This is a genomic window from Streptomyces sp. NPDC005151 (genome assembly GCF_053599875.1).
Map to the genome: position 1 here is coordinate 1 of NZ_JBSFYR010000011.1, position 25,305 is coordinate 25,305.

Genomic DNA, 25,305 nt, shown 5'->3' on the forward strand with positions numbered 1-25,305 from the left:
ACGGGGCTGGGGCACGCACCTCGCGGCGTTGTCGTCCATCACCATGGCTCAATCCTCCGCCTTGCGATGCACGCACCCCAGCCCCGCTCCTTCACTCACCCCCCCATTGCCGGTCGGTCTCAGCCGACGCTCTCCGTCCGTTCCAACTCCTTGAAGAAGTGATGACGGGTGTGGCCGCCCGGGAGCCCACCGCCGCTGCCGGTCTCCAGATAGCCCTGTCGGCGGTAGAAACCGGGCGCCTGGAAGGACATCGACGAGACGATCACGGAGGTACAGCCGCGCCCCAGAGCCTCGTCCTCGGCGGCGCGCACCAGTCGGGCACCCCACCCCTCGTGACGCCGGTCGGCCCGCACCCACACCTCGGAGATCCCGGCGCACCCGCCCCAGGTCCAGCCGACCAGCCCCGCCACCAGGTCACCCGCCTCGTCGGTGACCCGCACCGAGAGCCCCCGGTCGTCGTGGGCGCCCGTCGCATGGTTGTTGAAGGCTGTCAGCTCTTCGCTCAGCCTGGCGGAGAGCTCCGCGTCCTCCGCACCGACGCGCAGGTTCACGCCCGCGCTCCGTCCAGTCGTCATGAAGCAGGAGTGTGCCAGCTCCGCCGATCCTGCGAAACCGGAATTTCTCCAGGTCAGGGAGGTGCCGAAGGCTGCCGCACTCCCGGGGCGGACGCTACAACCAGCCCTTCTCGCTCGCGATGCGCACCGCTTCCGCCCGGTTGCGTGCCGCTGTCTTCTGGATCGCCGTGGACAGGTAGTTGCGGACCGTGCCCTGCGAGAGATGGAGGGCTGTGGCGATCTCCGCGTTGGTGGAACCGTCGGCCGCCGTGCGCAGCACGTCGCGTTCGCGCTCGGTCAGTGGGCTCGCGCCGTCGGCAAGCGCGGCGGCCGCCAGGGTCGGATCGATGACGCGTTCACCGGCGAGCACCTTCCGTACCGCTTCTGCGAGTTGGGACGCCGGGGCGTCCTTCACCAGGAACGCGTCCGCGCCCGACTCCATCGCCCGGCGCAGATAGCCGGGGCGGCCGAAAGTCGTGACGACGACGACCTTCACGGCCGGGAGCTCCCGGCGCAGCACGCCCGCCGCTTCGATGCCCGTCATGCCCGGCATCTCGATGTCGAGGAGGGCGACATCGACGGCATTCTCGCGGGCCGCCGCGAGGATCTCGTCACCGCGGGCGACCTGGGCCACCACCTCGATGTCGGGTTCCAGGCCGAGCAGCGCCGCGAGGGCCTCGCGCACCATGCACTGGTCCTCGGCAAGGAGGAGTCTGATCACGCTCATTCACCGGATCCTAGGGTGGATCCGAGCGGAACACCGAGGGTGAGGGTGAAGCCTTTACCGGAAACGGAGCTGGTGGCCCGGGCGGTCAGCGTGCCGTCGACCGTGGCGAGTCGTTCGCTGATGCCGGTGAGGCCGTTGCCCGGCTTCGTTCCGGAGCCGCCCCGGCCGTCGTCCGCCACCGTGAGTTCGAGGATCCGGCCGTCGAGCGTCTGGCGGGGGGTGAGCGTGACCGCGCAGCGGCGGGCGCCGCTGTGGCGTACGACGTTGGTGACGGCTTCCCGCAGCGCCCAGGCGAGGACCTCCTCCGGCTTCTCGGGGAGCTCGGCGGGGGCGTCCGTCGGGATGTCGGCGATGATGCCCGCGGCGGCGAGTGCGGTACGGGCCCCGGCCAGTTCGCCGGGGAGGGTGGGCCGTCGGTAGCCGGTGACCGCACTGCGGACGTCCACCAGCGCCTGGCGGCTGACCTGTTCGATGTCGGCGACCTGGAGCGCCGCCTGGTCGGGGCGGTCGGGCAGCATCCGCCCCGCCAGCTCGCTCTTGAGCGTGATCAGGGAGAGGGAGTGGCCGAGCAGGTCGTGCAGATCGCGGGCGAGCCGCAGCCGCTCCTCGTTGGCGGCGAGCTGGGCGACGGTGGCGCGGGCCTCGCGCAGCTCGATCGTCGTGCGGATCATCTGCCGTACGCCGGTCATGGCGAACCCGCCGAGCAGGGCGGGGAAGACCAGGGCGGTGATGACATCACGCGGGTGGTCGCCGGTCAGGCCGATGCCGACGAGTACGGCGGTGACGACGGGGATCAGCCGGCCGGCGGTCCGCAGGGGCAGGGTGGCCCCGACGGTGACGGAGACGTACACGAAGAGGACCAGCCACGGGGTGCCCAGCGTCAGGGAGAGGACGGCTGCCAGGGCGCCGAGGAAGACGATCGTCGCCCCGACCCGGCGGCGGTCCAGTGCCTTCGAGGTGTGGCGGAAGACCAGGACCAGGTACGTCCCGACGAAAACCAGCAGGCCGAGGGCGCCCAGCGCGGCGGCCCACGGGGTGTGGTTGCCGTCGATGAGGTCCTTGACCGGGGCGCTCATGAACGCGAGCCAGATGCCGATCCAGAGCAGCTTGATGCCCACCTGACGGCGGTTGGCCGGCGGGCGCCCGATCCCCACGAACGTCTCGTCGTCGTTCACGCCTTCAGGGTGTCCTTCCGGTAGAGCCAGGCCGCGCCGCCCGCGAAGAGCAGGAAGTAGACGCAGAGGATGGCGACGTCCTTGGCGTGTGGCGAGCCGCCCATCTCGACCGCCTGGCCGAGTGCAGCGTACGCGTGGGTGGGCAGCCACTCGGAAATGTTCTGGAGCCACTGCGGGAAGGTCGCGCTCGGCATCCACAGGCCGCCGAGGATCGACAGACCGAAATAGATGATCATGGTGATCGGGCGGACCGCGTCCCCGCTGGCGATGTAGCCGATGGCGACCCCGAGCGCGGCGAAGACCAGCGATCCGGCCCAGATGACCCCGATCAGCGCGAACCACTGCCAGGTCTCCATCCGTACGTGCTTGACGACGGCGGCGACCAGGAACACGACCACGATGCACGGCAGGGTGACCATCGCGGCACTGGCGATCTTCGCCAGGACATAGCCGCGGCTGGGCAGCGGGGTGAGGCGCAGCTGGCGGACCCAGCCCTTCTCGCGCTCCTTGGCGATGCGCTCGCTGTTGCCCATGAGGACGGCGGTCAGCGCACCGAAGGAGGCCATCGAGACCATGAAGAACGCCTGCAGGGTCAGATCGGCGTGCGGGACCTTGTCGGTGGTGTTCCGGGTGCCGGAGATCAGCAGGTAGATGAACGACGGATAGATGATCGAGAAGAACATGAACTTCTTGTTCCGCAGGGTGCGGGTCACTTCGAGCTTGATGAGCGCCCACGAGAAGAAATTCAGCATGCGGTCCTGGCCTCCTCGGCCTCGGTGATGGCGACGAAGGCCTGCTCCAGGCCGAGTCCTGCGACTTCGAGTTCGCGCGGGTAGAGGCCGAGTGCGTAGACCGCGTGGACGGTCGCGTCGGCGTTGTGCGACTGGATACGGACCCGATTGCCGCTGATGTCGAGCACGGACAGGAACGGCAGGCCGCGCAGGGCCGATTCGTCGACCGCGCCCTCCAGTTCGAACGAGATCCGGCGGGCTCCGGCCTTCGCCTTGATCTCGGCGGCGGTGCCGTCGGCGAGGAGCCGGCCCTTGTGGAGGACGAGCACGCGGTCGGCGATCGCGTCGGCCTCTTCGAGGTAGTGGGTGGCGAACAGGACGGTACGGCCCTGCTCGGCCTGTTCCCGCATGGTGGCCCAGAACGCCTGGCGGGCGGTGACGTCCATGCCGGTGGTCGGCTCGTCGAGGACGATCAGGTCATTGGCCCCGGCGGTGGCGAGCGCGAACCGTACGCGCTGCTCCTGGCCGCCGGAGAGCTTGTTGACCATCCGGTCGGCGATCGACGCGATGCCCGCGCGGGCCAGCACGTCGCCGACCGGGTACGGCCGCGGGTGCAGATCGCAGACGAGCCGGACGAGCTCCTCGACGGTGACGTCCTCCATCAGGCCGCCGGTCTGCAGCATCGCGCCGACCCGGCCCTTGGCGATCGCCTCCTGCGGGGACGCTCCGAAGAGCCGGACCGTGCCGGAGTCCGCGGTGCGCAGGCCCAGGAGCAGGTCGAGAGTGGAGGACTTGCCGGCGCCGTTGGGGCCGAGGATCGCCACGGTCTCGCCGGGGTGCAGGTCGAGGGTGAGCCCGTCGACGGCGCGTACGTCTCCGTACGCCTTGCTGACCTGGTCGAAGCTGACCACTGCGGCGTGCGCGGTGGTGGCTTCGGTGGCTGTCGTTGTCATGCGCCCAGCCTGGCGGAGCGGGGTGTCCGCCAGGCAGGGTCACGGGTCGTGAATCGGGGATGACAGATGTCATGCCCCACGCATGACGCCGCCCCCCGGAACGGGGGACGGCGTCATGGGGATCCGTGCTTCGGTGGTGCTATCCGTTGCCGTCGAGGGCAATGGTGACGGTGCGCTCGGTGGGGGTTTTGCCGAGCAGCGCGGTCTGCATGGCGTGTGCCACGTCGTCCGCACTGAGCTGGTGCTTCTTGCCGTCACCCTTGGTGATCATGATGCCGTCGAAGACGCCGTTACAGAGGGTGTCGATCGCGGTCTTGTTGTAGAACTCGACCAGCCGGCCGTCGACCGCCTTCATGGAGAGGATCTGCGGCAGCGACTTCGCCGGTCCGAACGGGATCTGCTTGGGCCCTGCCTTGATCGTGATCAGGCCGGACATCGCGGGTTTCGCGAAGTCCTTCATCGCCCGGTCCAGTTCGGCCTGGGTGATGGTGGGCTGGCGGGCGGTGACCGGCAGTTGGACCGTGGCCGCCTTGCCCGTCTGCACCTGGGCGCGGTACGCGTCCCGTACCGAGATCATCGACCTGTTGACGTCCAGCGTCTTGCCCACCTTGCCGGGGACCGCGACGGCCTTGCCAGGCTCGAACCTGATCGTGCCGTCGTTGGCGGACCCGGACACGCCCGCCAGGTCCGTCAGCGCGACCCCGAGCTTCTCCTCGTCGACCGGGATCACCGGGTCGGCCTTGCGCTCGGCGCCGAAGAGGGAGCCGATCACCGAGACGGGGTTGTAGTCGCTGCCCGCGGCGCCGCGCACGGTCTCCACGCTGTCCAGCGCGAGACCGGCCTTCTCCGGGGCGAGCTTCTCGTTCTTGCCGTCGACGGAGAGCTGGAGAGGGGTCTTGGCGCGCTCGCCGAGAGCCGCGTCCAGCTTGGCGACAGCCTGCTCCTTCGTGCCGCCGCCGATGTCGACGCCGAGGACGGTGGTGCCCTTGGGGACCTCGGAGTGGTTCATCAACAGCCCCGCGCCGTAGGCGACACCGGCCAGGACAACGACGCCCGCGCCGAGCATGACCGGCTTCGAGCGGCCCTTCTTCTTCGCGGGGGCCGGGGCAGGTCGGGCGGGGGCGGGCGCCTGGGCGGCGGGGCCGCCCGGTCCTGCCGGTCCGCTGCCCATCGGGTCGTTCGGGATCCGGGGCGACAGGTCGGCGCGCGGACCGGGCCCCCCGGGGCTGCCCGCGTTCGAGAACAGGGACGGAGCGGACGCCGAGCGGTGCTCCGGCGGGACGACAGGGATACCGCTGTTGAGCGTCTCCCCCGAGACATGGCCGCCGGGGCCGGGCGGTGCGAACTGCGGTGTGAGGATGGCCGTGTCGTCGGACATCCGCGGGGGCACGCCACCGGGGGCGCCGGGAGCGGACGGTCCACCGGGACGCGCCTGGCCTGCACCCGGACCTGCCGGGCCGGAACCGGGGCCGAAGCCGTCCGGTCCGCCGAGGCGGGGAGTCAGGGACGAGGTGCCGGTGACCGGGCCGGTCGTCGGGCCGGACGGGCCCGGCGTACGCACACCGAGATTCGGCGTGGCACGCGGCCCGCCCGGGACCGCGGAGTTGTCGCCGGGGCGGGGTGCGCCCTGGTCGCCGGTGCGCTGCGGGCCGTCCGAGAAGTACGGCAGATCGGCGCGCGGCGGGGTGGGAGCACCGGATCCGGCACCCCCGCCCGCACCGGCGGATCCGGCAGCGGCGGCACTGCCGGCCGCAGCGTCGACCACCGACGTGTTCGTCGGTGCCTTGCGCGGGGCGAACCAGTCGCTGCCGCTCTTCTCCCTGGCCGGCTTCTCGGCGCTCGGGTCCGCGCTCGCGGAGCCGTCTCTCGCGTCGGTGGCCGGTCCGCCCGATGCACCCGGCCCGCTCGACGCACCGGGCGCACCGCCGGACGCGGGTGCGCTCACGCGCGGCGTGCTGCCCGTGCGCTCACGCGTGGCGTCCGCGTCGGCGTCGCTCATCGGCGTACGCATCACGACCGGCGGGATGGGCCGCGAGCCGGGGATGTTGATCCGGATACGCGTCGTCAGCGTCGTCTCGGTCCTCGGCTCTTCGGACCGAGGCGGATCCGCAGGCTCCGGGGTCTCCTCCGGGGCGTCCTGCGAAGGGTGCAGCGACGGATACTGGCGTGATCCGTACGGCGGCGTACCCGAGGGATACGCGGCTCCCCCGCGCCCCTGGGGGCCGGTGGACGAACTGTCAGTTTCACGACTCAAAGCAGGTTCTCCCGATTGGCTCCGCCGCCCGTACTTCCCCCATGCCGCAGGCCAGGGGACGGCTCGGTGCGCGAACCACCATACTGGCCGCCACCGACAGACACCCCGCGACCGGGGGAAACGACGGTGCGCCTCCCGGACGGGCAGGGGGCATTACGGGATCGGACGTGGCACATTACTTGCCAGGTCGGCCGTTGTCGGCGCCCTGTTGGGGCGACCGCGACATGGTGGCACACATCACAGCGACGGCCATCCCCCCCAGCATGAAGAGGGTGAGCCCCAGTTCGTCTCCGAAGACGTAGTCGCCCTCCGGCCGTCCGCCGAGCAGAAAGATGACCGAAATCAGCCAGCCCGCGGCCGGCGCGAGGGCGCCGATCTGGGTCCCGATGAGCATGCGGCCCCCGTAGAACAGTCCGGCGCAGGCCACCAGTGCGAGCAGCAAACCGCCCGGGAACCAGGCGGCTTGGACGAACGCTCCCGCGAGCCCGACGAGCGCACCGAGGACCGCGAGGCCCAGGTAGGCCCCGATGCGGCCCGGGTTCAGGGGTGCGGCGAGACCGGTGGGCGCGGGCTCCCGGGGCGGGGCGCCGGTGCGGGGCCGGCGCTGCTTGCCGCTGCTCATGACCGTGCTCCCGACTCAGCCCCTGGCACGTCCTCCGCACCCGATGCGCCCGGTACTCCCGGTACGCCTGCGAAGAGATCGCGTTCCCGTGCACCCGCGGGCGCTCCGGACGTTCCGCGTACCAACTCGTAGTACTCGGTGGTGAAGACGGGCTGACCCAGATCGTTCGAGAGGGCGAAGAACGGGCCGTCCACGGCGATCTGGGTGCGGTGTGCCCGCATCGCAGCCGTCTTGGCCGCCGCGTGGGCGGCACCGTCGATCTCCGTGGTGATCCGGGTGTCGTTCACCACACCCGGTACGTCGGCGATCGCGGCGATCCCCGGGAAGGCGTCGGGGGCCGTCGAGCGCAGCCGCGCGAAGGCCTGCTCGGCGACGGAGCGCGGCACCCGGTTCCAGTAGATCTTGTCGATGGCGTGCGGGGCACCGAGTGCGCCGCGGTACGCGGGGTCGGCTGCCAGGTCCGCGGCGCGCATCGCGACGCGGTGCGCCTGGATGTGGTCGGGGTGCCCGTACCCGCCGTCGGGGTCGTACGTGACGAGGACCTGCGGGCGTACCGAGCGGATCACCTCCACGAGGTACCCGGCGGCCTCGTCCACGTCCGTGTTCCAGAAGGCGCCGGGGCGGTGATTCTGCTCGGCACCCATCATTCCGGAGTCACGGAACCGTCCGGGTCCGCCCAGGAAACGGTGGTCGGTGACCCCGAGCTCCTTCATCGCGGCAGCGAGTTCACCGATGCGGTGGTCGCCCAGGGTGTCGTCCCGGTCGGCCGCGAGATGGGCGAGTTCGGGCGGGATGACCTCGCCCTCCTCGCCACGCGTGCAGGTCACCAGAGCGACCCGGGCACCCCGGGCCGCGTACAGGGCCATGGTGGCGCCGTTGTTGATCGACTCGTCGTCGGGGTGCGCATGCACCAGGAGCAGACGACGGGCGGGAAGGTCCGTCATGGGACCCACCCTACGAGCCGACTGCCCTGCGGGACGACCACGGAGTGGGCCGGGGCCCGTCGCAGCTGCGCCTGCCGGACCCCGCGAGCCCGGCATGATCGGAAGGGCCCCGGATCAGAACTTGATGTCGCCGATCATGCCGGCCACATTCGTGGTCAGCTCCGAGATGGTGGGTGCAATGGACGAACTTGCGAGATAGAAACCGAGCAGCATGCAGACCACCGCATGTCCGCCCTTCAGTCCGGATTTCCGGATCAGCAGGAAGACAATGATCGCCAGCAGCACCACCGCCGAAATCGAGAGTGCCACGGCGGTTCACCTCCATCAGTACGGTCGGGACGGGCAGCACACATGGAGCCAGCAGGTTCATACCCACCGAGCGCTACGGATCATAACGATCCGTGCCATCGCATTGATCGGGGCACAGCAGCACGAGGGGCGCACGACCGGACGGTCGGGCGCTGTATCCGGTTCCGCGGTTCCCGCTCCGATCAGGCCTTAGGGTTCGGGGGTATGACCTCGCAGAAGCTCTCGTTTCCCCGTCAGCAAGCCAGAACACAGCGGTTCACCCTCGGTGCTCCGCGGGCGTTCACCGTCTCACCGGACGGGGAGCGGGTGATCTTCCTGCGGTCGGCCTCCGGCACGGACCGGACCAACCGGCTGTGGGTGCTGGACCTGGCGGACGGTTCCACGCCGAAGGAGCGGGTCGTCGCCGACCCCGAGGCGCTGCTGGGCGGTTCGGCGGAGAAGCTGTCCCCGCAGGAGCGGGCGCGGCGCGAGCGGAGCCGCGAGGGGTCTGGGGGGATCGTCGGCTATGCGGTCGACTCCGCGGCCGAGTTGGCGGCGTTCGCGCTCTCCGGGAAGGTGTACGTCGCCGAGTTGAGGGCCGGGACGGCCCGCGCGCTGCCGGTACCGGGCCCGGTGCTGGACCCGCGTCCGTCGCCCGACGGGCGCCATGTCGCGTACGTGTCGAAGGGCGCATTGCGCGTCGTGGGGGCGGAGGGTGACGGGGACCGGGCGCTCGCGGAGCCGGAGGACGCGCACATCTCGTACGGTCTCGCGGAGTTCATCGCGGCCGAGGAGATGCAGCGCTCGCGCGGCTTCTGGTGGTCGCCGGAGTCGGACCGGCTGCTGGTGGCAAGGGTCGACGACAGTGCGGTGAAGCGGTGGTGGATCGCCGACCCGGCACACCCCGACCGCAAGCCCGCCGAGGTCGCGTACCCGGCGGCGGGGACGCCCAACGCGGAGGTACGGCTTCTGGTGACGGACCTGGACGGGGCCCGTACCGAAGTGGTGTGGGACCGGGCCCGGTATCCGTATCTGGCGCAGGTGCACTGGTCGTCGGACGGCGCCCCGCTGATCCTGGTGCAGGCCCGTGACCAGCGCAGTCAGCTCTTCCTCGCGGTGGACACGGAGAGCGGTGCGACGCGGACTGTTCACGTCGACGAGGACCCGGTGTGGCTGGACCTGTTCCCCGGGGTGCCCGCGTGGGCGCCGGACGGGCGGCTCGTGCGGATCGTGGACGAGGGCGGGGCGCGGGTCCTCGCGGTGGGCGACCGGCCGCTGACCGGGGCGCAGTTGCAGATCCAGGCGGTCCTGGACATCGGTGAGTCGGATGTCCTGGTGTCAGCTTCGGCGGGCGAGGACGCGGCGGAGCCGGAGATCGGGCAGAGCCATGTCTACCGGGTCAATGAGCTGGGCGTGGAGCGGGTCTCCGAGGGGGCGGGGGTGCACTCGGCGGTCCGGGCGGGCGAGGTGACCGTGCTGGTCTCGGCGTCGCCGGAGCGGCCTGGCACGCAGGTGCGGGTGCTCCGGAGCGGGAAGCAGGTCGCGACGGTCGCGAACCACGCGGAGGAGCCGGTTCTCACGGCCCGGGTGCAGTTCACCGAAGGGGGCGCACAGCGGATTCCGTGCGCCGTACTGCTCCCCACCGGCTATCAGGAATCGGATGGTCCGCTTCCGGTCCTGATGGATCCGTACGGTGGACCGCACGGGCGACGGGTCGTCGCCGCGCACAATCCGCACCTCACCTCGCAGTGGTTCGCCGACCAGGGCTTCGCGGTGGTCGTCGCGGACGGCCGCGGCTCTCCGGGGCGCTCCCCCGCCTGGGAGAAGGCGATCAGGAACAACCTGGTCCTCACCATGGACGACCAGGTGGAGGCGGTGCACGCACTCGCCGAAAGGTTCCCGCTGGATCTCTCCAAGGTGGCGATCCGCGGCTGGTCGTACGGCGGCTACCTCGCGGGCATGGCCGTGCTGCGGCGGCCCGACGTCTTCCACGCGGCGGTCGTGGGAGCTCCGGTGACCGACCAGCGGCTGTACGACACCCACTACACCGAGCGCTATCTCGGTGACCCGACGACACAGCCCGAGGTGTACGCGTACAACTCGCTCCTCACCGACGAGGGGCTGTCCGAGGCCGCGGACCAGGTCCGGCCGATGATGATCATTCACGGGCTGGCGGACGACAACGTGGTGGTCGCGCACTCACTGCGGCTGTCGTCGGCGCTGCTCTCGGCCGGGCGGCCGCATGAGGTGCTGCCGCTGAGCGGGGTCACGCACATGACTCCGCAGGAGCAGGTTGCGGAGAATCTGCTGCTGTTGCAGGTGGACTTCCTGAAGCGGGCACTGGGGCTGGACAGGTAGGCGGGCGCTCCGTCCTCGGTCTCCCCCGGGCTCAAAGGCCCGGGGGAGACCCTCGACGCCTTCCGCCGACCGGGCGGGTCCTACCCAGCCCGGTGGGGGCTGGGAGGGCGGCGGGGCCCGAACACACCGGGCTGCGGGTAGCCGTAGCGCCGGTCCTGGGCAGTGGGGGCGGGGGTGCTGTCGGGGAAACCTCTGCGGGCCACGGCCGGCAGCACCACCACTCCGGCAAGTGTTTCGAAGAACCACGTCAGTACCGTGAGCCGACCCTCGGTCGGCAGCTTCCCGAAGTGGTCGAGCAGCTCGTAGTGCAGCACGCGGGCGATTCCCAGGATCCCGCCGGGCAGCAGCAGCCCGGCGGCGATCATGCCGAACGGCCGGGCGTGCACCGCACGGGCGAGGGCGCTGATTCCGGCGAAGAGACAGAGCAGCGCCACCACGGCGCCGTCCCATCCCGGCGGAGGGTCGGTCAGCGGCTCGGTGAGGGAGCCCCCGCCCACGAACCACTCGGGCTACATGGAGGGGTACGTGACGGCCTGGCGGATCTCCCAGGCGATCACCACCGCTCCCGAGGCTCCCAGCAGCAGGAACGTCGGGGCGCCGGCACTCCGGTTGAAACGGGTAACCGGCCGGAGGGACATGACCCCCCCCCCCCCCCCCCCGACCGGTTCACGGCACCCGCACGGCCGTACGATGTCCATGCTGGCGCGTTCGTATATCGGACGTGCGACGGTCAAGTTGCCCGTGCGTTAACGAATCCGGGGTTGCGTTCCCGGCCGCGGTCAGTCAGCGTGCGCGCCTCCGGACGGGGGTGCCGGCCCGTCGCCCTTGCCCGTGCCGTCGTAGGGTGCAGCCGGCTCACCGGGCCCGCCCGGCTCCTTTGGCGCCCCGGGCTCCGCCTCCGGCGCCTCCAGCAGCTCCTCCGGCGGCACCACCTGCTTCTCCTCCGCGAAATGGCACGCCGAATCGTGCGCGGCCGCGGTGTCCGTCAGCCGGAAGACGGCCGGGACCGCGAGCAGCGGCACCTCCAGTTCGCACCGCTCCTGCGCCTTCCAGCAGCGGGTACGGAAGCGGCAGCCGGACGGCGGGTTGGCCGGGGACGGCACGTCGCCGTGCAGGATGATCCGCTCGCGGTACTCGCGCGCCATCGGGTCCGGCACCGGCACCGCGGACAGCAAAGCCTGGGTGTACGGGTGCGTGGGGTGATCGTAGATCTGCTCGTCCGTACCGATCTCGGCGAGCCTGCCCAGATACATCACGCCCACCCGGTCGGAGATGTGCCGGACGATCGAGAGGTCGTGCGCGATGAAGACGTAACTCAGGTTGAACTCCGCCTGCAGCCGGTCGAGCAGGTTGATGACCTGGGCCTGTACGGAGACGTCGAGGGCCGAGACCGGTTCGTCGGCGACGATGATCTCGGGGTTGAGGGCCAGCCCGCGGGCGATGCCGATGCGCTGGCGCTGGCCGCCGGAGAACTGGTGCGGATAGCGGTTGATGTACTCCGGGTTGAGGCCGACGACATCGAGCAGGTCCTGCACCTTGCGCCGCCGCTCGCCCTTGGGCGCGACCTCTGGGTGGATCTCGTACGGCTCCCCGATGATGTCGCCGACCGTCATCCGCGGATTGAGCGAGGTGTACGGGTCCTGGAACACCATCTGGATGTTGCGCCGCACGGCCTTCAGCGCACGCCCGGACAGCTTGGTGATGTCCTCGCCCTTGTACTTGATCGCGCCGGACGTCGGCTGTTCCAGATGGACGAGCATCTTGGCGACGGTCGACTTGCCGCAGCCGGACTCCCCCACGATGCCGAGGGTCTCGCCCGCGGCCAGCTCGAACGAGACACCGTCGACCGCCTTGACCGCACCGACCTGCTTCTTGATCAGGATGCCCTGGGTCAGCGGGTAGTGCTTGACGAGGTCGATGACCTCCAGAATGGGTTCGCCGCCCGCGCGAATGCTCCCCTGTTCAGCGCGCATCGAGCGTCTCCCTCCAGAAGTAGCAGGCGCTCTCGCGGTGTTCGGCCACCTCGAACAGCGGCGGCACCTCGCCGCGGCAGATCTCCTGAGCCATCGGGCAGCGCGGGTTGAAGGCGCAGCCGGGCGGGATGTGCAGCAGGTTGGGCGGCAGTCCCTTGATGGCGTACAGCTCCTGGCCCTTCTGGTCCAGCCGCGGAATCGACTGGAGCAGGCCCTTGGTGTACGGGTGGGCGGGCGCCTTGTAGATCTCGTGGACGGGGGCCGACTCGACGATCCGGCCCGCGTACATCACGGCGATGTAGTCGGCGACGTCGGCGACCACGCCCAGGTCGTGGGTGATCAGGATGAGGCCCATGTTGAGCTCGCGCTGGAGCTCGGCGAGGAGGTCCATCACCTGGGCCTGGACGGTCACATCGAGGGCGGTGGTGGGTTCGTCCGCGATGATCAGCGACGGTTCCAGCGCCAGCGCCATGGCGATCATGATGCGCTGGCGCATGCCGCCGGAGAACTGGTGCGGGTAGTTCCCGACCCGTTCCTTCGCGGCCGGGATGCGGACCCGGTCCATCAGCTCGATGGCCTTCAGCTTGGCGTTCTTGCGGGACATCCCTCGGTGCACCACGAACATCTCGCCGAGCTGTTCCCCCACGCTGAGCACGGGGTTGAGGGAGGACAGGGCGTCCTGGAAGATCATGGCCATCTGCTGACCGCGGACCTTCCGGCGCTCCTCCGCCTTCAGTTTCAGCAGATCGCGGCCCTTGAAGACGATCTCGCCGCCGGTGATCTTCCCGGGCGGCATGTCGAGGATCCCCATGATCGCCTGCGCGGTGACCGACTTGCCGGAGCCGGACTCGCCGAGCACGGCGAGCGTCTCACCCTCGGCCACCGAGTAGTTGACCCCGTTGACGGCCTTGGCCACCCCGTCCCGGGTGTGGAACTCCACGTGCAGATCGCGCACTTCGAGCAACATGGCAGCGGGCTCCTCAGCGCAGCTTGGGGTCGAGGGCGTCGCGCACCGCGTCGCCGAGCATGATGAATGCGAGCACGGTGATCGCCAGCGCCCCGGCGGGCCAGAGCAGCATGTGCGGGGCGTTGCGGATGTACTGGGAGGCTGCGGAGATGTCGATGCCCCAGGAGACCGCCGGTGGTTTCAGTCCGACACCGAGGTACGAGAGGGTCGCCTCCAGCGAGATGTACGTACCGAGGGCGATGGTCGCGACGACGATGACCGGGGCGATGGCGTTCGGGGTGATGTGGCGGAGCAGCATCCGGCTGTTGGAGGCGCCGAGCGCGCGGGCCGCCTGCACGTAGTCGTTCTGTTTGGCGGTGATGACCGAGCCGCGGGCGATACGGGCGATCTGCGGCCAGCCCAGCAGGACGATGAAGCCGATCACCGGCCAGACGGTGGAGCCGGTCACCACGGAGAGGAAGACCAGACCGCCGAGGACGACCGGGATGCCGAAGAAGACGTCGGTGATGCGGGAGAGGACCGAGTCCCACCAGCCGCCGAAGAAGCCGGCCAGCCCGCCCAGGATGCCGCCGAGGAGCGAGACCCCGAGGGTGGCGCAGACGCCGACGGTGACCGAGGCCCTGGCTCCGTAGACGGTTCGGGTGTAGACGTCGCAGCCCTGTCCGTCGAAGCCGAACGGATGGCCGGGCTGGGAGCTCTCCTGGGCTTTGCCCAGGTCGCAGTTGAGGGGGTCCTGTTCCGCGATCAGCGACGGCCAGATCGAGATGATCACCAGGAAGAGGATGATCAGGGCGGAGATGATGAAGACCGGGTTGCGGCGCAGGTCGCGCCAGGCGTCCGACCAGAGACTGCGCGGCTTCTCCGCGGGTCCGGTTCCTTCGGGGCCGCCCGGGGTCTTCTGCAGCGTCTCCCCTTCCTCGACGGCAAGGTCCATGCCCGCACCCGCTCCTCCCGCGGAGATCGCTTCGTCCGGCGTCTGCTCAGGCATAGCGGATCCTCGGGTCGAGTACGGCGTACAGGAGGTCGACGACCAGGTTGGCCGCCAGGAAGACGAGGACCAGGATGGTGACGAACCCGACGACGGTCTGGGAGTTCTGGCGCAGGATGCCCTGGTAGAGCTGGTAGCCGACGCCGTGGATGTTGAAGATGCGCTCGGTGACGATCGCCCCTCCCATCAGGGCGCCCACGTCCGTACCGATGAAGGTGACGACGGGGATCAGCGAGTTGCGCAGCAGGTGCCGGACGACGACCCGGCGCCTGGGGAGGCCCTTGGCGACGGCGGTACGGACATAGTCGGCGCGGGCGTTCTCGGCGATCGAGGTCCGGGTGAGCCGGGTGACGTACGCCAGGGAGACGGAGGCGAGAACGAATCCGGGGACGAGCAGCTCGTTGACCGGCGCCTCCGGGGAGACGGACGGCTTGATGATGCCCCACTGGACACCGAGGAGGAGCTGGAGCAGCAGACCGGTGACGAACGTCGGGATGGAGATCACGACGAGGGTCAGGATCAGCACGGTGGTGTCGACGGGCCGGCCGCGGCGCAGGCCGGTGACGACGCCGAGGCTGATGCCGATGACGATCTCGAAGACGATCGCGACGATGGTGAGCCTGATGGTGATGGGGAAGGCGGTGGCCATCAGCTCGGTGACCTTCTGGCCGTTGAACGCGGTGCCGAAGTCGCCGGTGAAGACATTGCCCATGTAGGTGAGGTACTGCTGCCAGACCGGCTTATCGAGGCCGAATTCCGCGCGGAGTCGGGCGGCGGTCGCAGGATCGCACTGGCGCTCGCCGCAGAGACCCGCAATGGGGTCACCCATCACGTTCACCATGAGGAAGATCAACAGCGTGGTGCCGAAGAAGACCGGGATCATCTGCAGCAGCCGCCGGATCACATAACGTCCCATGAGGGGCTCCGGGGGTCGCGGGGGGCAGTTGCTCGGGGATGGGGAAGCCGGGTGGCCGGTGCGGGGTGTGCACCGGCCACCCGGCTTCCGGGTCCTACTTGACCGTGACCTGCTCGTACACCGGGACGCTGAACTGGTTCAGCGAGACGTTGGTGATCCGGTCCGAGTAGCCGGCGCTGCCGTTCTGGTACCAGAGCGGGATGACGGGCATCTGTTCGGCGAGGACCCTCTCCGCGTCCTGGAACGTGGAGACGGCCTTGGCCTTGTCGGACTCGGCGTTGGCCTTGTCGATCAGGGAGTCGAACTGCTTGTTGCTCCACTTGCCGTCGTTGGACGAGGCGTTCGTGTAGTAGGTCGGCTGCAGGAAGTTCTGGATCAGCGGGTAGTCCATCTGCCAGCCCGCGCGCCAGGGGCCGGTCAGCTTCTGCTGGGAGACCTGGCTGCGGAAGTCGGCGAAGGTGCCGACCGGGGCGCCGACGCAGGCCTTGTTGTTGCCCAGCGCCTTGTTGATGCTGTTGCAGACGGCGTCGACCCACTCCTTGTGCGAGCCGGTGTCCGCGTTGTACGAGATCTTCAGCTGGCCGCCGGGGATCCCGCCGCCCTCCTGGACCAGCTTCTTGGCGTCCGCCGCGTTGTACTCGCACGGGGCACCGCAGAGCCCCTTCTTGAAGCCGCCCTCCTCGCCGAGGACCGGGGAGGTCCAGTCGGAGGCGGGAGTGCGGGTCTTCTGGAAGATCTGGCTGGTGATCTGGTCCCGGTTGATCGCCATCGACAGGCCCTGCCGGACCTTGATGCCTCCGGGGGTGTCCCACTTCTTGTCGTAGAAGGGGAAGGCGATCGTCTGGATGATGCCTGCCGGGGTGTTGATGTAGCGGTCGCCGAGGTCCGCCTTGACGTTCTTCAGCTGCGAGGCCGGTACGTCGTCGACGAGGTCGAGATTGCCGGCGACCAGGTCGGTGTAGGCGGTGTTGTTGTCCGTGTAGACCTTGAGGTCGATGCCGCCGTTCTGCGCCTTGTCGTCCCCGGGGTAACCGTCCCACTTGCGCAGGCTCATCGAGGAGCCCTTGGCGTACTTCTCGATGGTGTAGGGGCCGTTGCCGACGGGCTTGGACACCCAGGCGGCGTGGTCGGTGAAGAAGGCCTTCGGCAGCGGTGCGAAGGCCGGGTAGCCGAGGGTGTCCGGCCAGAGCGAGAACTTCTGCGACAGCTTGACCGTGAAGGTCTTCGGGTCGACGACCTTGAGGCCGGAGAGCGTGGCCGCGGAGGCCGTGCCGGTGTTCGGGTGGACCTTGTCGTAGCCGTCGATGTAACCGAAGAAGTAGGCGTTCTTCTGATTGTTCTTCAGCAGGGCGCCGTAGTTCCAGGCGTCCACGAACGAGTTCGCCGTGATTTTCTCGCCGTTGCTGAAGGTCCAACCGTCCTTCAGAGTGATGGTGAAGTTCTGCGAGTCGGTGGACTCGATCTTTTCGGCCAGCATGTTCGTGGCCGCACCTGTCTTCGGGTCGTACTTCTTCAGCCCTCGGAAGACCATGTCGAGGACTTTGCCGCCCTGCACCTCGTTGGTGTTGGCGGGCTCCAGCGGGTTCTGCGGGTCACCCCAGGAGGAGCTCACCATCCCATTGGCGCCACCACCCCCGCCACCACCGCCGCCCCCGCAGGCCGTCGCCGTCAGGGCAACGGCAACCGCGCAAGCGGCCCACTTGGCTTGTGTGGCTCCGCGCATGGAAAGCCTCCTTATCGGTCTTCATCACACTTAGCGCCAAATATCACCTCATCAAAAGATCAACGCATCAGCACTACAGCCGTCCGTGTCACCCGTCACCGGAACGGCCGGACACCCCACCACAAAAAGGCCACCCGGACCCTGGCGGGGGTCCGGGTGGCCTGAAAGATCGCTTCGTCCCGGTGGGGGTGGTCGGTAAAGGGCCGTTCCGGGCCGCCTCGACGGGCCTGGCGTCCGGGAAGCCCCAAAAAAAAGGCCCGGGTGCCAGGACGCCTGCGCGTCCGGACACCCGGGCCTTTGAACCGATCCGAATGGTGTCAGTTCTTGGTGACCTCGTCCTCGAGGGCGGCGAGCGCCGGGTCCATGACGATGTCCTCGCCACGGTCCTCGGTCGTCGGCTCCTCCGGGAAGTGGCACGCGGTCAGGTGCCCTTCACGGTTGCCGGAGATCTGGACGAGCGGCGGCTCCTCCGTGGCGCACTTGTCCTGCGCCTTCCAGCAGCGAGTGCGGAACCGGCAGCCGGACGGCGGCGAGATCGGGGACGGCACATCGCCCTCGAGCCGGATGCGCTCCTTGGACGCGCTGTCGACGTCCGCCTCCGGCACGGCCGACAGCAGGGCGTGCGTGTACGGGTGCCGGGGTCGGTTGTAGAGCGAGTCGCGGTCCGCGACCTCTACCACCTTGCCGAGGTACATCACGGCCACGCGCTCGGAGAAGTGCCGGACGATCGCCAGGTCGTGCGCGATGAAGACAAAGGCGATGCCCATCTCCCGCTGCACCTTCTGCAGCAGGTTCACCACCTGGGCCTGGATCGAGACGTCGAGCGCCGAGACCGGCTCGTCGGCAATGATCAGCTTCGGCTTGAGCGCGAGGGCACGGGCCACACCGATGCGCTGGCGCTGGCCGCCGGAGAACTCGTGCGGGAAGCGGTTGTAGTGCTCGGGGTTCAGGCCCACGAGCTCCAGCAGCTCTCGCACCCGGTTCTCCACGCCCCCGGCAGGCTTGATGCCGTTGACCTCCATCGGGCTCTTGATGATGCTGCCGACGGTCTGACGCGGGTTGAGCGACGAGTACGGGTCCTGGAAGATCATCTGGATCTCGGACCGGATGGGGGCCAGCTGCTTGCGGCTGGCGTGGGTGATGTCCTGGCCCTCGTAGACGATCTTTCCGCCGGTGGGCTCCAGAAGCCGGGTCATCATCCGGCCCGTGGTGGACTTACCGCATCCGGACTCGCCCACCAGACCGAGGCTCTCGCCCTCGTACACCGTCAGGTCGATCCCGTCGACCGCCTTGACGGCACCGACCTGGCGCCGGAAGGGAAAGCCTCCGTAGATCGGGAAGTGCATGGCCATGCCCTGCACGGACATCAGCTCGCGGCGTTCACGAACCTCATCCGCTGAACCCTGCTGTTCAGGCAGAGTGACGTTTTCACTCATGTCTCTGCGTCTCCCTAGCCCAGCCGGGGCTTGATGTGATCGATGAAGATGGTGTTTCTCTGCTCCCCTGTGAGGTGGCAGGCCGCGGCCCGTCCGTCGGCCAGCAGCGGCCTCTCGCCGCTGCACCGCCCGCCGTCCACCTTGTCGGTGAAGGCGCAACGCGGGTGGAAGGCACAGCCGGAAGGCGGGTTGAGCAGGCTGGGCGGAGATCCGGGGATCGGCGCCAGCGCCTCGTTGATGTCGCTGCTCAGACGCGGCATCGAGCTGAGCAGACCCCAGGTGTAGGGGTGCTCGGGGGCACGCAGGACCTCACGGACGCTGCCGCGCTCCACTGCCCGCCCGGCGTACATCACCAGCAGGTCGTCCGCCATGTTGGCAATGACGCCGAGGTCGTGGGTGATGAAGATGATCGCCGACCCGAACTCCTGCTGGAGGTCCTTGAGGAGGTCCAGGATCTGGGCCTGCACGGTCACGTCGAGCGCGGTGGTCGGCTCGTCGGCGATCAGCAGGTCGGGGTCGCACATCAGCGCCATGGCGATCATCGCGCGCTGCCGCATACCGCCCGAGAACTGGTGGGGGTAGTCGTCGAAGCGCATCGTGGGCTGCGGGATGCCGACCTTCGTCAGCATCTCGATGGCCCGGGCCTTCGCCTCCTTCTTGGAGGCGCCGGTGTGCTTGCGGAACGGCTCGGAGAGCTGTCGTCCCACCGTGTAGTACGGCGAGAGCGCGGTCAGCGGATCCTGGAAGATCATCGCGGCCTTGTTGCCGCGGACCTTCTCCATTTCCTTCTCCGTGGCGGCGGTCAGGTCCTGGCCGTCCAGGACGATCTCTCCCTGGACGTTCGAGCTCTGCGGGTTGTGCAGCCCGAGGATGGCCAGGTTGGTCACGGACTTCCCGGAGCCCGATTCACCCACGATACCCAGCGTCTTGCCGCGCTCGACGTCGAAGGAGAGCCCGTCGACCGCGTTGACGATGCCGTCCTCGGTGGAGAACCGCACCCGCAGGTCGCGTACCGAGAGGAAGCCCTCCGGCCCGGTCGGGGCCGGTGTGTCTTCGGTCTTGGTCAGTGTGGTCACGGTCGTTCTCCTAGGCGAGGCGCACGCGCGGGTCGATGTAGGCGTAGGCGAGGTCCACGACGATGTTCAGGAGCAGGATGAAGAAGGCTCCGAACAGCATCACGCCCATGGTCAGCGGCAGGTCCTTGGTCAGGGAGGACTCCACCGCGAGGCGCCCGATGCCGGCCAGGTCGAAGGTGAACTCGGTGACCACGGCGCCCGCGAGGAGGGCGGAGAGGTCCATGCCGAGGATGGTGACGATGGGAGCCAGCGAGCCACGCCAGGCGTAACGGAAGAAGACGTACCGAGCCGGCATGCCCTTGGCACGCGCGGTACGGACATGCTCTTCCTGGAGCTGCTCGATCATGGTGGAGCGAGCCATACGCGTGTACTGAGCGGTGAAGATCGTCGCCATGACGGCCCAGGGAATCAGGAGTCCGACGGCCCAGCCGATCGGATCGTCCATGAACGGAACGTACTTGGGGTTGTCCATCCAGCCTGTGCTGTAGACGAAGATGCCAAGAACGATCGGCCCAAGGAAGTAGATCTGGAACGAGCTGAGCACCATCGAGGTGCCGCTGACGACCTTGTCGGCCATGGTGCCGCGCTTCCACGCGGCGAGCAGGCCCGAGGCCAGTCCCAGCACGAGGAAGATGACAAGACCGCCGATGGTCAGCGACAGCGTCAGCGGGAAGCGGTCCATGATCGAGTCCCAGACGAAGTCGCCCGAGTTGAAGGACACGCCGAGGCACGGTGCGGAGCAGTGGCCGACGGCGAAGTCCCGGCCGGAGACTATGCCGACCATGAAGTCCCAGAACTGGGTGGTGATCGGCTTGTCGAGGCCGAGGTTCTCGCGGATGACCGCGATGTTCTCCGGCGAGCAGTTCTTGCCGCAGGAGAGCTCGGCGAAGTCCTGAGGGATTGTGTAGAACAGGAAGAACGTGAACGCGCCGATCAGGAACATGATGACGACGGCGCCGGTCAACCTGCGGATGAGGAACTGAAGCATCGCGGGAGGCTGCTCTCTTCGGAAGCGGCGGGGTAGTGAGGATGAGGGTCCGTGGGGGTGCGCTCCGCCTGGCGCACACCCCCACGGATCAGCCGTGATTCGGTGTTACGGCTGCATCAGGTACAGACGGTTGATGTCGATGTAGCTCGAGTTCGTGCTGTACCGGGCGCCACCGATGTTGGAGCCGAAGAGCTGGATCTGCTTCGAGTAGTAGACCGGAGCAGCCGGGTTGATCTCCTCGACGATGCGGTGGTGAGCCTCTTCCCACTTCTTGGCCGCGGCCTCGGGCTGCAGGACCAGGGCCTCCTGGATGAGGGAGTTGACCTTCTCATCGTTGATGTGGGAGTAGTTCGACCCACCGTCGGAGACCAGCGTGCCGTCGTAGACCGGGGTGACGACCGTGGACGGGGAGGACCAGTCCTGGCCCCAACCCGTCATGTAGATGTCGTACGGGTTCTTCAGCTTGCCGACCTGCTCGTAGAAGCTGGCGCGCTCGATCTCCTTCGCCTGGATGTCGAAGCCGATCTTGTTCAGCGCGTCCTTGATCAGGAGCATCTGCTTCTGGCCACGCGGCGTGTTGGAGTAGGCGTAGGTGAGCTTGGTGCCCTTCTTGAAGCCCGCCTCCTCCAGCAGCTTCTTGGCCTTCTCCGGGTCACCGTTGGGCTTCTTCAGCTTGCCGAACGGGTCGTACGTCGGGTCGAAGCCCGGCAGGGTCGGCGCGAACAGACCACCGGCCAGCTCGCCACCGTACTTGCCACCGTCAGCCTGGATCATCGACTGGTTCGGGATGGCGTAGGTGATCGCGTCACGGATCTTCTTGTCCTTGACGCGGTCCAGGTTGAACGTCAGCTGCCACACGTAGGGCTGGTAGCCCTTGATCGTGCGCTTGTTGACGGCCGGGGTGCCGATGACGTCCTGCATCTGCGCCGGGTCCACCGAGTCCGTGAACTGGATGGCGTTCTTGGCGTCACCCTGGTCGGCAATCAGACGCTTGGTCTGGCTCGGACCGTCGATCGTCGTGGTGAAGGTGTAACCGTTGACGTACTGGTGACGCACCGCGTCCGTCTTCGGGTCCCAGTTGGTGTTCTTGACCAGCTTGAGGGACTTGCCGGCCTTGTACTCAGCGATCTTGTACGGGCCGAGAGACTTCGGGGCCTTGTCGTACTTCTCCTTCGTGTCCGCCTTCTTCGGCACGATGCCGTATCCGGCCATGGCCAGCGCCTGCGGAAGGTCCGGGCGGGCCTTGTCGAAGTGGAAGACGACCGTCTTCGCGTCCGGGGTCGAAAGGACGGAGTCCGGAAGGTGCTTGCCCTTGTACGGGCCGTCCGGCAGCGCCTTGCGGTAGTCGGAGCCGGAGAGCCAGGACTGGACGAACGACGGGCCGTCGAAGATGACCTTCGAGTACTGACGCTCGATGGTGTGACGGACGTCGGCGGACGTGATGACGTCGCCGTCCTCGTCCTTGATGCCATCCTTGAGCGTGTACGTCCAGGTCTTGCCGCCGTCGGTGGCCTTACCGGCGTCGGTGGCGATGTCGCCGACGACGGTCAGGTTGCCCTTGTCGTCCTCCTGGTAGTTCGTCAGCTTGCGGTGAAGCAGGTTGGCGAACTGGCCGGCGTCACTGACGTAGATCTGACCCGGGTCCATGTGGGAGAGGTCGGACTGCGTGTAGACGCTGATGGTGCCGCCGGGCTTGGCGCCCGGGACCTCTGCCGCAGGGCCGTTGGAGGCAGCCGCGTCGGCGTAGGCGACAGGCTTGGACTGCGACGCGGCGTCCTTCTGCTTCTTGGACTCGTCCTTGCCGCTGTCCTTGCCGCTGTCCTTGGAGCAGCCGGTGAGCGCCAGAGAGCCGGCCGCGAGCGCGACGACTATGGCGCGAGCGGAGCGCGAGTGAAGGGGCTTCATGATGCTCGTTACACCTACCTGTCGGTTGTTATCGAGAAAAGCTGCCTTACCGTCCGGTTGCCCGGCGCGAGGGCGGCAGTTACCCCACCCATGGACGTCACCGTCCGGTCTTGGGGTCAAACGCGTCCCGGACCGAGTCACCAAGGAGGTTGAACACAAGAACGAAAACCACCATGGCGACGCCCGGGAAAATCATGAACGTCGGGTCCTGCTCGTAGATCCCGGAGCCGATGGCGAACATCCGCCCCCAGTCAGGGGTGGGTTCGACGAAGCCGACACCGACATACGAGAGGAACGCGATGCCCAGGATGGAGCTGGGCAGCGTGTAGGTGCCCTGCACAAGGATCGGCGTGACGATGTTCGGCAGGATCTCCTTGCGCACGATCCGCCACCGCGAGGCACCCGAGACCTTGGCCGCCTCGACGAACTCCCGCTCCCGCAGGGTGAGTACGGAGCTTCGCACCAGACGGGCCATACCCATCCAGCCGAGGAACCACATCACCAGCAGGATCGCGACGGCGCGCAGGTAGGTGGGGGTCTCATCCGCCGGAGAGACGAACAGCGCGGTCACGACGGGCATGAAGGCGATGAAGAACAGCTGGCTCGGGAAAGCCAGGAAGAAGTCGGTCGTCCGGCCCAGCCAGTAGTCGACCTTGCCACCGAAGTAGCCGCCCACCATACCGATGATCACACCCGTGAGCACGCTGAAGAGCGTGAGGATGAGCGCCATGTAGAGGGACGTGCGCATGCCGTACAGCAGCATGGTGAACACATCTCGGCCCAGGTTGGGCTCGACGCCGAACCAGAAGTCACCGGACATGCCGCCGAAGCTGCCCGTGGGCATGGCGAAGTCGTCGAGGAGGGACGGGTAGTCCGCCTCCTGCGCGTAGAGCGTGTACGGGTTCTTGCCGTAAAGAGCCGAGACAACCGGCGCGAGGGCGGCGATGGCGAAGTAGAAGAGCACCACAACGGCGGAGATCATGCCGGTGCGGTCGCGCTTGAAGCGCATCCACATCAGTTGCCCCGGAGAGCGGCCGACGGGCGCCTTCGCGTCCGCTGCTGTGGTCTGTTCGTCCAAGGCGACAGAGGCCGTGGCGTCCTCGGCCTCGATTGGACTGGTCATGATGTGTCCATTCACAGATGTCGGGTACCGGCGCCCCGGCAGGTTGCGACGGTTGAGTCAGATGCACTCACCGCGTCGGACCTGCTGCGTGACGGTCCCCGGCTGCCTACCGACACCCGGTACACGGGTACGGCGGCAGGGCCGACGCCTGACGGAGATCACCCCAGGGCGGTGCGGCGGAAAGGGAGCGTCGACAGGAGTGGGTTTCACTCCCGGGAACGCGAGTTGAGCGGTAGGACGGGCTGAGAAGTCGTCAGCCGATGCCGACGACAGGACCGGGTGAGCCGCTATGAACGAAACCGGTCTGACGCGCCGTCCAGGACGATGCGCCCCCACTGGCGCTCAGGGCACCGCGCATGGGTTCCTCCTCGTGAGTCCACGTAAACAGTATTGGTACCGGATCATCCGCCGACACCCCTGACGACGGAAGAGCAGTACCTCGTGTGCTCGTGAGTCGGCACTCCCCACAGCGCTTGACCCATTGACCCGAGCTCAATGAGCCAACTATTAAGTACGACCAGGCCGTAAACCACACTTAAAGTGTCTCGGTTTGACAACATCGATACCCCCCGAGCGCCCGAAATCCGGACAAACTCATCCCAGACAGACGCACCCGAAACGGACTGTTAACACGTGTTCCGGAGAGCGACGCCCGATACTCGGACATCTCCACGGGAAAACGGGTTGCGTCCAGCCCCGATGGACCCTCCCACGACTCTGCCGCCCGGAACAGACCGGTGCCCCGACCCTCCGGAAATATCCGGGCGCCCGGGGCACCTGCCGAACACACGACGTCCGGATCCGCCGAACAGATCAGCAGCAGACCGTCGTCTTCATCACTTCAACTCAGCAGTACGTCTTCCTCACCACCTCGGCCAGGGAGCCCTTGGGCGGCTTGGCGCCACAGCGCAGTCCGCCCTCGACCGACGTCGTCCAGCTCTGGGCCTTGCCGTAATGGCCGGTCTTGACCCACTTCGTGGCGCCGTCGCACCGCCACTGCGTGCAGTAGCCGCCGGCCTTCCTGGCGCCGGCGAAGAATACCTAGGTGCCGTTCTTGCTCACCTGGTGAGTGATCGACTCCGAAGTCTTCCTGGTCGCCTCGCCCTCCGCCTTGAGCTCAAGGCCGACGGACGCCTCCAGGCTCGCGAGAACGATCTTCCCGCTCACCTTCGAACCTACCGTCGCCGTCACCGCAGCCGTGATTTCGCGCACTTTCTCCGCGCCGAACGTCTTCTTCGCGGTACCGCCCGTGGAGTTCTCCAGCACCTTCCGGTGCGTGACCACCCACGGCTTCGCCTTGCTGGTCCAGGTGAGCTTCGTACGCCCGGGGCTGCACATCGGCATTGCCCGAGGGCGCCGCCAGCACGGGCGCCGCCGGCACGGCCGACATCGCCGCGCCGGCCACTGCCACTGCCACGAATTTCCGCATACCGTTCCCCCTTGCTTCCGCGAACGAACTACGTCCGCGACTCATTCCTTCGCCGCACCGGTCAATGCGACTGGAGTAGATATTGGCCGCATCAGTGGTGCGTTTCCAGCCAGTTGAGGAGTTCTGAGGTTGAGGCATTCACCTCATCACGAAGGGTAACTGGAATCGAGGCGTC

General features: G+C 68.1%; 23 protein-coding genes. 1 reads left to right on the forward strand and 22 read right to left on the reverse strand.

What is annotated here, in order from left to right:
* Positions 1–119: 119 nt before the first annotated feature.
* The 9 genes from ACWD6R_RS08830 to ACWD6R_RS08870 all read right to left on the reverse strand — a co-directional run bounded on the left by ACWD6R_RS08830 (position 120) and on the right by ACWD6R_RS08870 (position 8,269).
* Positions 120–575 (reverse strand): GNAT family N-acetyltransferase, encoded by a 456-nt coding sequence (locus ACWD6R_RS08830; protein ID WP_451818059.1) that lies wholly within the window; start codon positions 573–575, stop codon positions 120–122.
* 94 nt (positions 576–669) lie between these two features.
* Complete coding sequence (locus ACWD6R_RS08835; RefSeq protein ID WP_451818060.1) at positions 670–1,281, reverse strand: response regulator; 612 nt, start codon at positions 1,279–1,281, stop codon at positions 670–672.
* Positions 1,278–2,456, reverse strand: a complete 1,179-nt coding sequence (locus tag ACWD6R_RS08840; protein ID WP_451818061.1) for a sensor histidine kinase — start codon at positions 2,454–2,456, stop codon at positions 1,278–1,280. The genes ACWD6R_RS08835 and ACWD6R_RS08840 overlap by 4 nt, the downstream gene beginning before the upstream one ends.
* A complete protein-coding gene (locus ACWD6R_RS08845) occupies positions 2,453–3,208 on the reverse strand; it encodes an ABC transporter permease (protein WP_451818062.1) in 756 nt (251 codons plus the stop codon). The genes ACWD6R_RS08840 and ACWD6R_RS08845 overlap by 4 nt, the downstream gene beginning before the upstream one ends.
* On the reverse strand, positions 3,202–4,140 hold the full coding sequence (locus tag ACWD6R_RS08850; RefSeq protein WP_451818063.1) for an ABC transporter ATP-binding protein: 939 nt from the start codon (positions 4,138–4,140) through the stop codon (positions 3,202–3,204). The genes ACWD6R_RS08845 and ACWD6R_RS08850 overlap by 7 nt, the downstream gene beginning before the upstream one ends.
* 139 nt (positions 4,141–4,279) lie before the next feature.
* Entirely contained in the window at positions 4,280–6,394 is a 2,115-nt protein-coding gene (locus tag ACWD6R_RS08855; protein ID WP_451818064.1) for a hypothetical protein, read from the reverse strand.
* 175 nt (positions 6,395–6,569) lie between these two features.
* Positions 6,570–7,016 carry a DUF6113 family protein gene (locus ACWD6R_RS08860; RefSeq protein WP_451818065.1) on the reverse strand — a complete coding sequence of 149 codons (447 nt, stop codon included), beginning with the start codon at positions 7,014–7,016 and terminating at the stop codon, positions 6,570–6,572.
* Positions 7,013–7,960: an N-acetyl-1-D-myo-inositol-2-amino-2-deoxy-alpha-D-glucopyranoside deacetylase gene (gene mshB, locus ACWD6R_RS08865; RefSeq protein ID WP_451818066.1), complete on the reverse strand. Its 948-nt coding sequence runs from the start codon at positions 7,958–7,960 to the stop codon at positions 7,013–7,015. Before mshB ends, ACWD6R_RS08860 begins: the two co-directional genes overlap by 4 nt.
* A 114-nt stretch (positions 7,961–8,074) precedes the next feature.
* The gene (locus ACWD6R_RS08870) at positions 8,075–8,269 is read right to left on the reverse strand and encodes a hypothetical protein (RefSeq protein ID WP_406421856.1); all 195 of its coding nucleotides are present in this window, start codon (positions 8,267–8,269) and stop codon (positions 8,075–8,077) included.
* A gap of 204 nt (positions 8,270–8,473) precedes the next feature.
* Between ACWD6R_RS08870 and ACWD6R_RS08875 the strand changes: the two genes are divergently transcribed.
* Positions 8,474–10,606, forward strand: coding sequence for a prolyl oligopeptidase family serine peptidase (locus tag ACWD6R_RS08875; RefSeq protein ID WP_451818067.1), 2,133 nt, complete (start codon positions 8,474–8,476; stop codon positions 10,604–10,606).
* Between the two features lie 80 nt (positions 10,607–10,686).
* Here ACWD6R_RS08875 and ACWD6R_RS08880 read toward each other — a convergent pair whose 3' ends face one another.
* From ACWD6R_RS08880 to ACWD6R_RS08940, 13 genes are all read right to left on the reverse strand, one after another.
* On the reverse strand, positions 10,687–11,103 hold the full coding sequence (locus ACWD6R_RS08880) for a hypothetical protein (protein WP_451818068.1): 417 nt from the start codon (positions 11,101–11,103) through the stop codon (positions 10,687–10,689).
* A 12-nt stretch (positions 11,104–11,115) separates the two neighbouring features.
* Positions 11,116–11,244, reverse strand: a complete 129-nt coding sequence (locus ACWD6R_RS08885; RefSeq protein ID WP_451818069.1) for a hypothetical protein — start codon at positions 11,242–11,244, stop codon at positions 11,116–11,118.
* Positions 11,245–11,385: 141 nt separating this feature from the next.
* Positions 11,386–12,579, reverse strand: coding sequence for an ABC transporter ATP-binding protein (locus ACWD6R_RS08890; protein ID WP_451818070.1), 1,194 nt, complete (start codon positions 12,577–12,579; stop codon positions 11,386–11,388).
* Entirely contained in the window at positions 12,569–13,546 is a 978-nt protein-coding gene (locus tag ACWD6R_RS08895; RefSeq protein ID WP_451818071.1) for an ABC transporter ATP-binding protein, read from the reverse strand. The genes ACWD6R_RS08890 and ACWD6R_RS08895 overlap by 11 nt, the downstream gene beginning before the upstream one ends.
* Positions 13,547–13,559: 13 nt before the next feature.
* Positions 13,560–14,534: an ABC transporter permease gene (locus ACWD6R_RS08900; RefSeq protein ID WP_451818072.1), complete on the reverse strand. Its 975-nt coding sequence runs from the start codon at positions 14,532–14,534 to the stop codon at positions 13,560–13,562.
* Positions 14,527–15,450, reverse strand: a complete 924-nt coding sequence (locus tag ACWD6R_RS08905; RefSeq protein WP_451818073.1) for an ABC transporter permease — start codon at positions 15,448–15,450, stop codon at positions 14,527–14,529. The genes ACWD6R_RS08900 and ACWD6R_RS08905 overlap by 8 nt, the downstream gene beginning before the upstream one ends.
* Before the next feature lie 94 nt (positions 15,451–15,544).
* Positions 15,545–17,173, reverse strand: coding sequence for a peptide ABC transporter substrate-binding protein (locus ACWD6R_RS08910; protein WP_451818074.1), 1,629 nt, complete (start codon positions 17,171–17,173; stop codon positions 15,545–15,547).
* Between the two features lie 317 nt (positions 17,174–17,490).
* Positions 17,491–18,609 carry an ABC transporter ATP-binding protein gene (locus ACWD6R_RS08915; RefSeq protein ID WP_451818075.1) on the reverse strand — a complete coding sequence of 373 codons (1,119 nt, stop codon included), beginning with the start codon at positions 18,607–18,609 and terminating at the stop codon, positions 17,491–17,493.
* A gap of 14 nt (positions 18,610–18,623) precedes the next feature.
* A complete protein-coding gene (locus ACWD6R_RS08920; protein WP_451818076.1) occupies positions 18,624–19,685 on the reverse strand; it encodes an ABC transporter ATP-binding protein in 1,062 nt (353 codons plus the stop codon).
* Between the two features lie 10 nt (positions 19,686–19,695).
* The gene (locus tag ACWD6R_RS08925) at positions 19,696–20,673 is read right to left on the reverse strand and encodes an ABC transporter permease (protein ID WP_451818077.1); all 978 of its coding nucleotides are present in this window, start codon (positions 20,671–20,673) and stop codon (positions 19,696–19,698) included.
* Between the two features lie 105 nt (positions 20,674–20,778).
* Positions 20,779–22,578: an ABC transporter substrate-binding protein gene (locus tag ACWD6R_RS08930; RefSeq protein ID WP_451818078.1), complete on the reverse strand. Its 1,800-nt coding sequence runs from the start codon at positions 22,576–22,578 to the stop codon at positions 20,779–20,781.
* A gap of 97 nt (positions 22,579–22,675) precedes the next feature.
* The gene (locus ACWD6R_RS08935) at positions 22,676–23,701 is read right to left on the reverse strand and encodes an ABC transporter permease (protein WP_451818079.1); all 1,026 of its coding nucleotides are present in this window, start codon (positions 23,699–23,701) and stop codon (positions 22,676–22,678) included.
* A gap of 1,041 nt (positions 23,702–24,742) precedes the next feature.
* On the reverse strand, positions 24,743–25,045 hold the full coding sequence (locus tag ACWD6R_RS08940; RefSeq protein WP_451818080.1) for a hypothetical protein: 303 nt from the start codon (positions 25,043–25,045) through the stop codon (positions 24,743–24,745).
* Between the last annotated feature and the right edge of the window lie 260 nt (positions 25,046–25,305).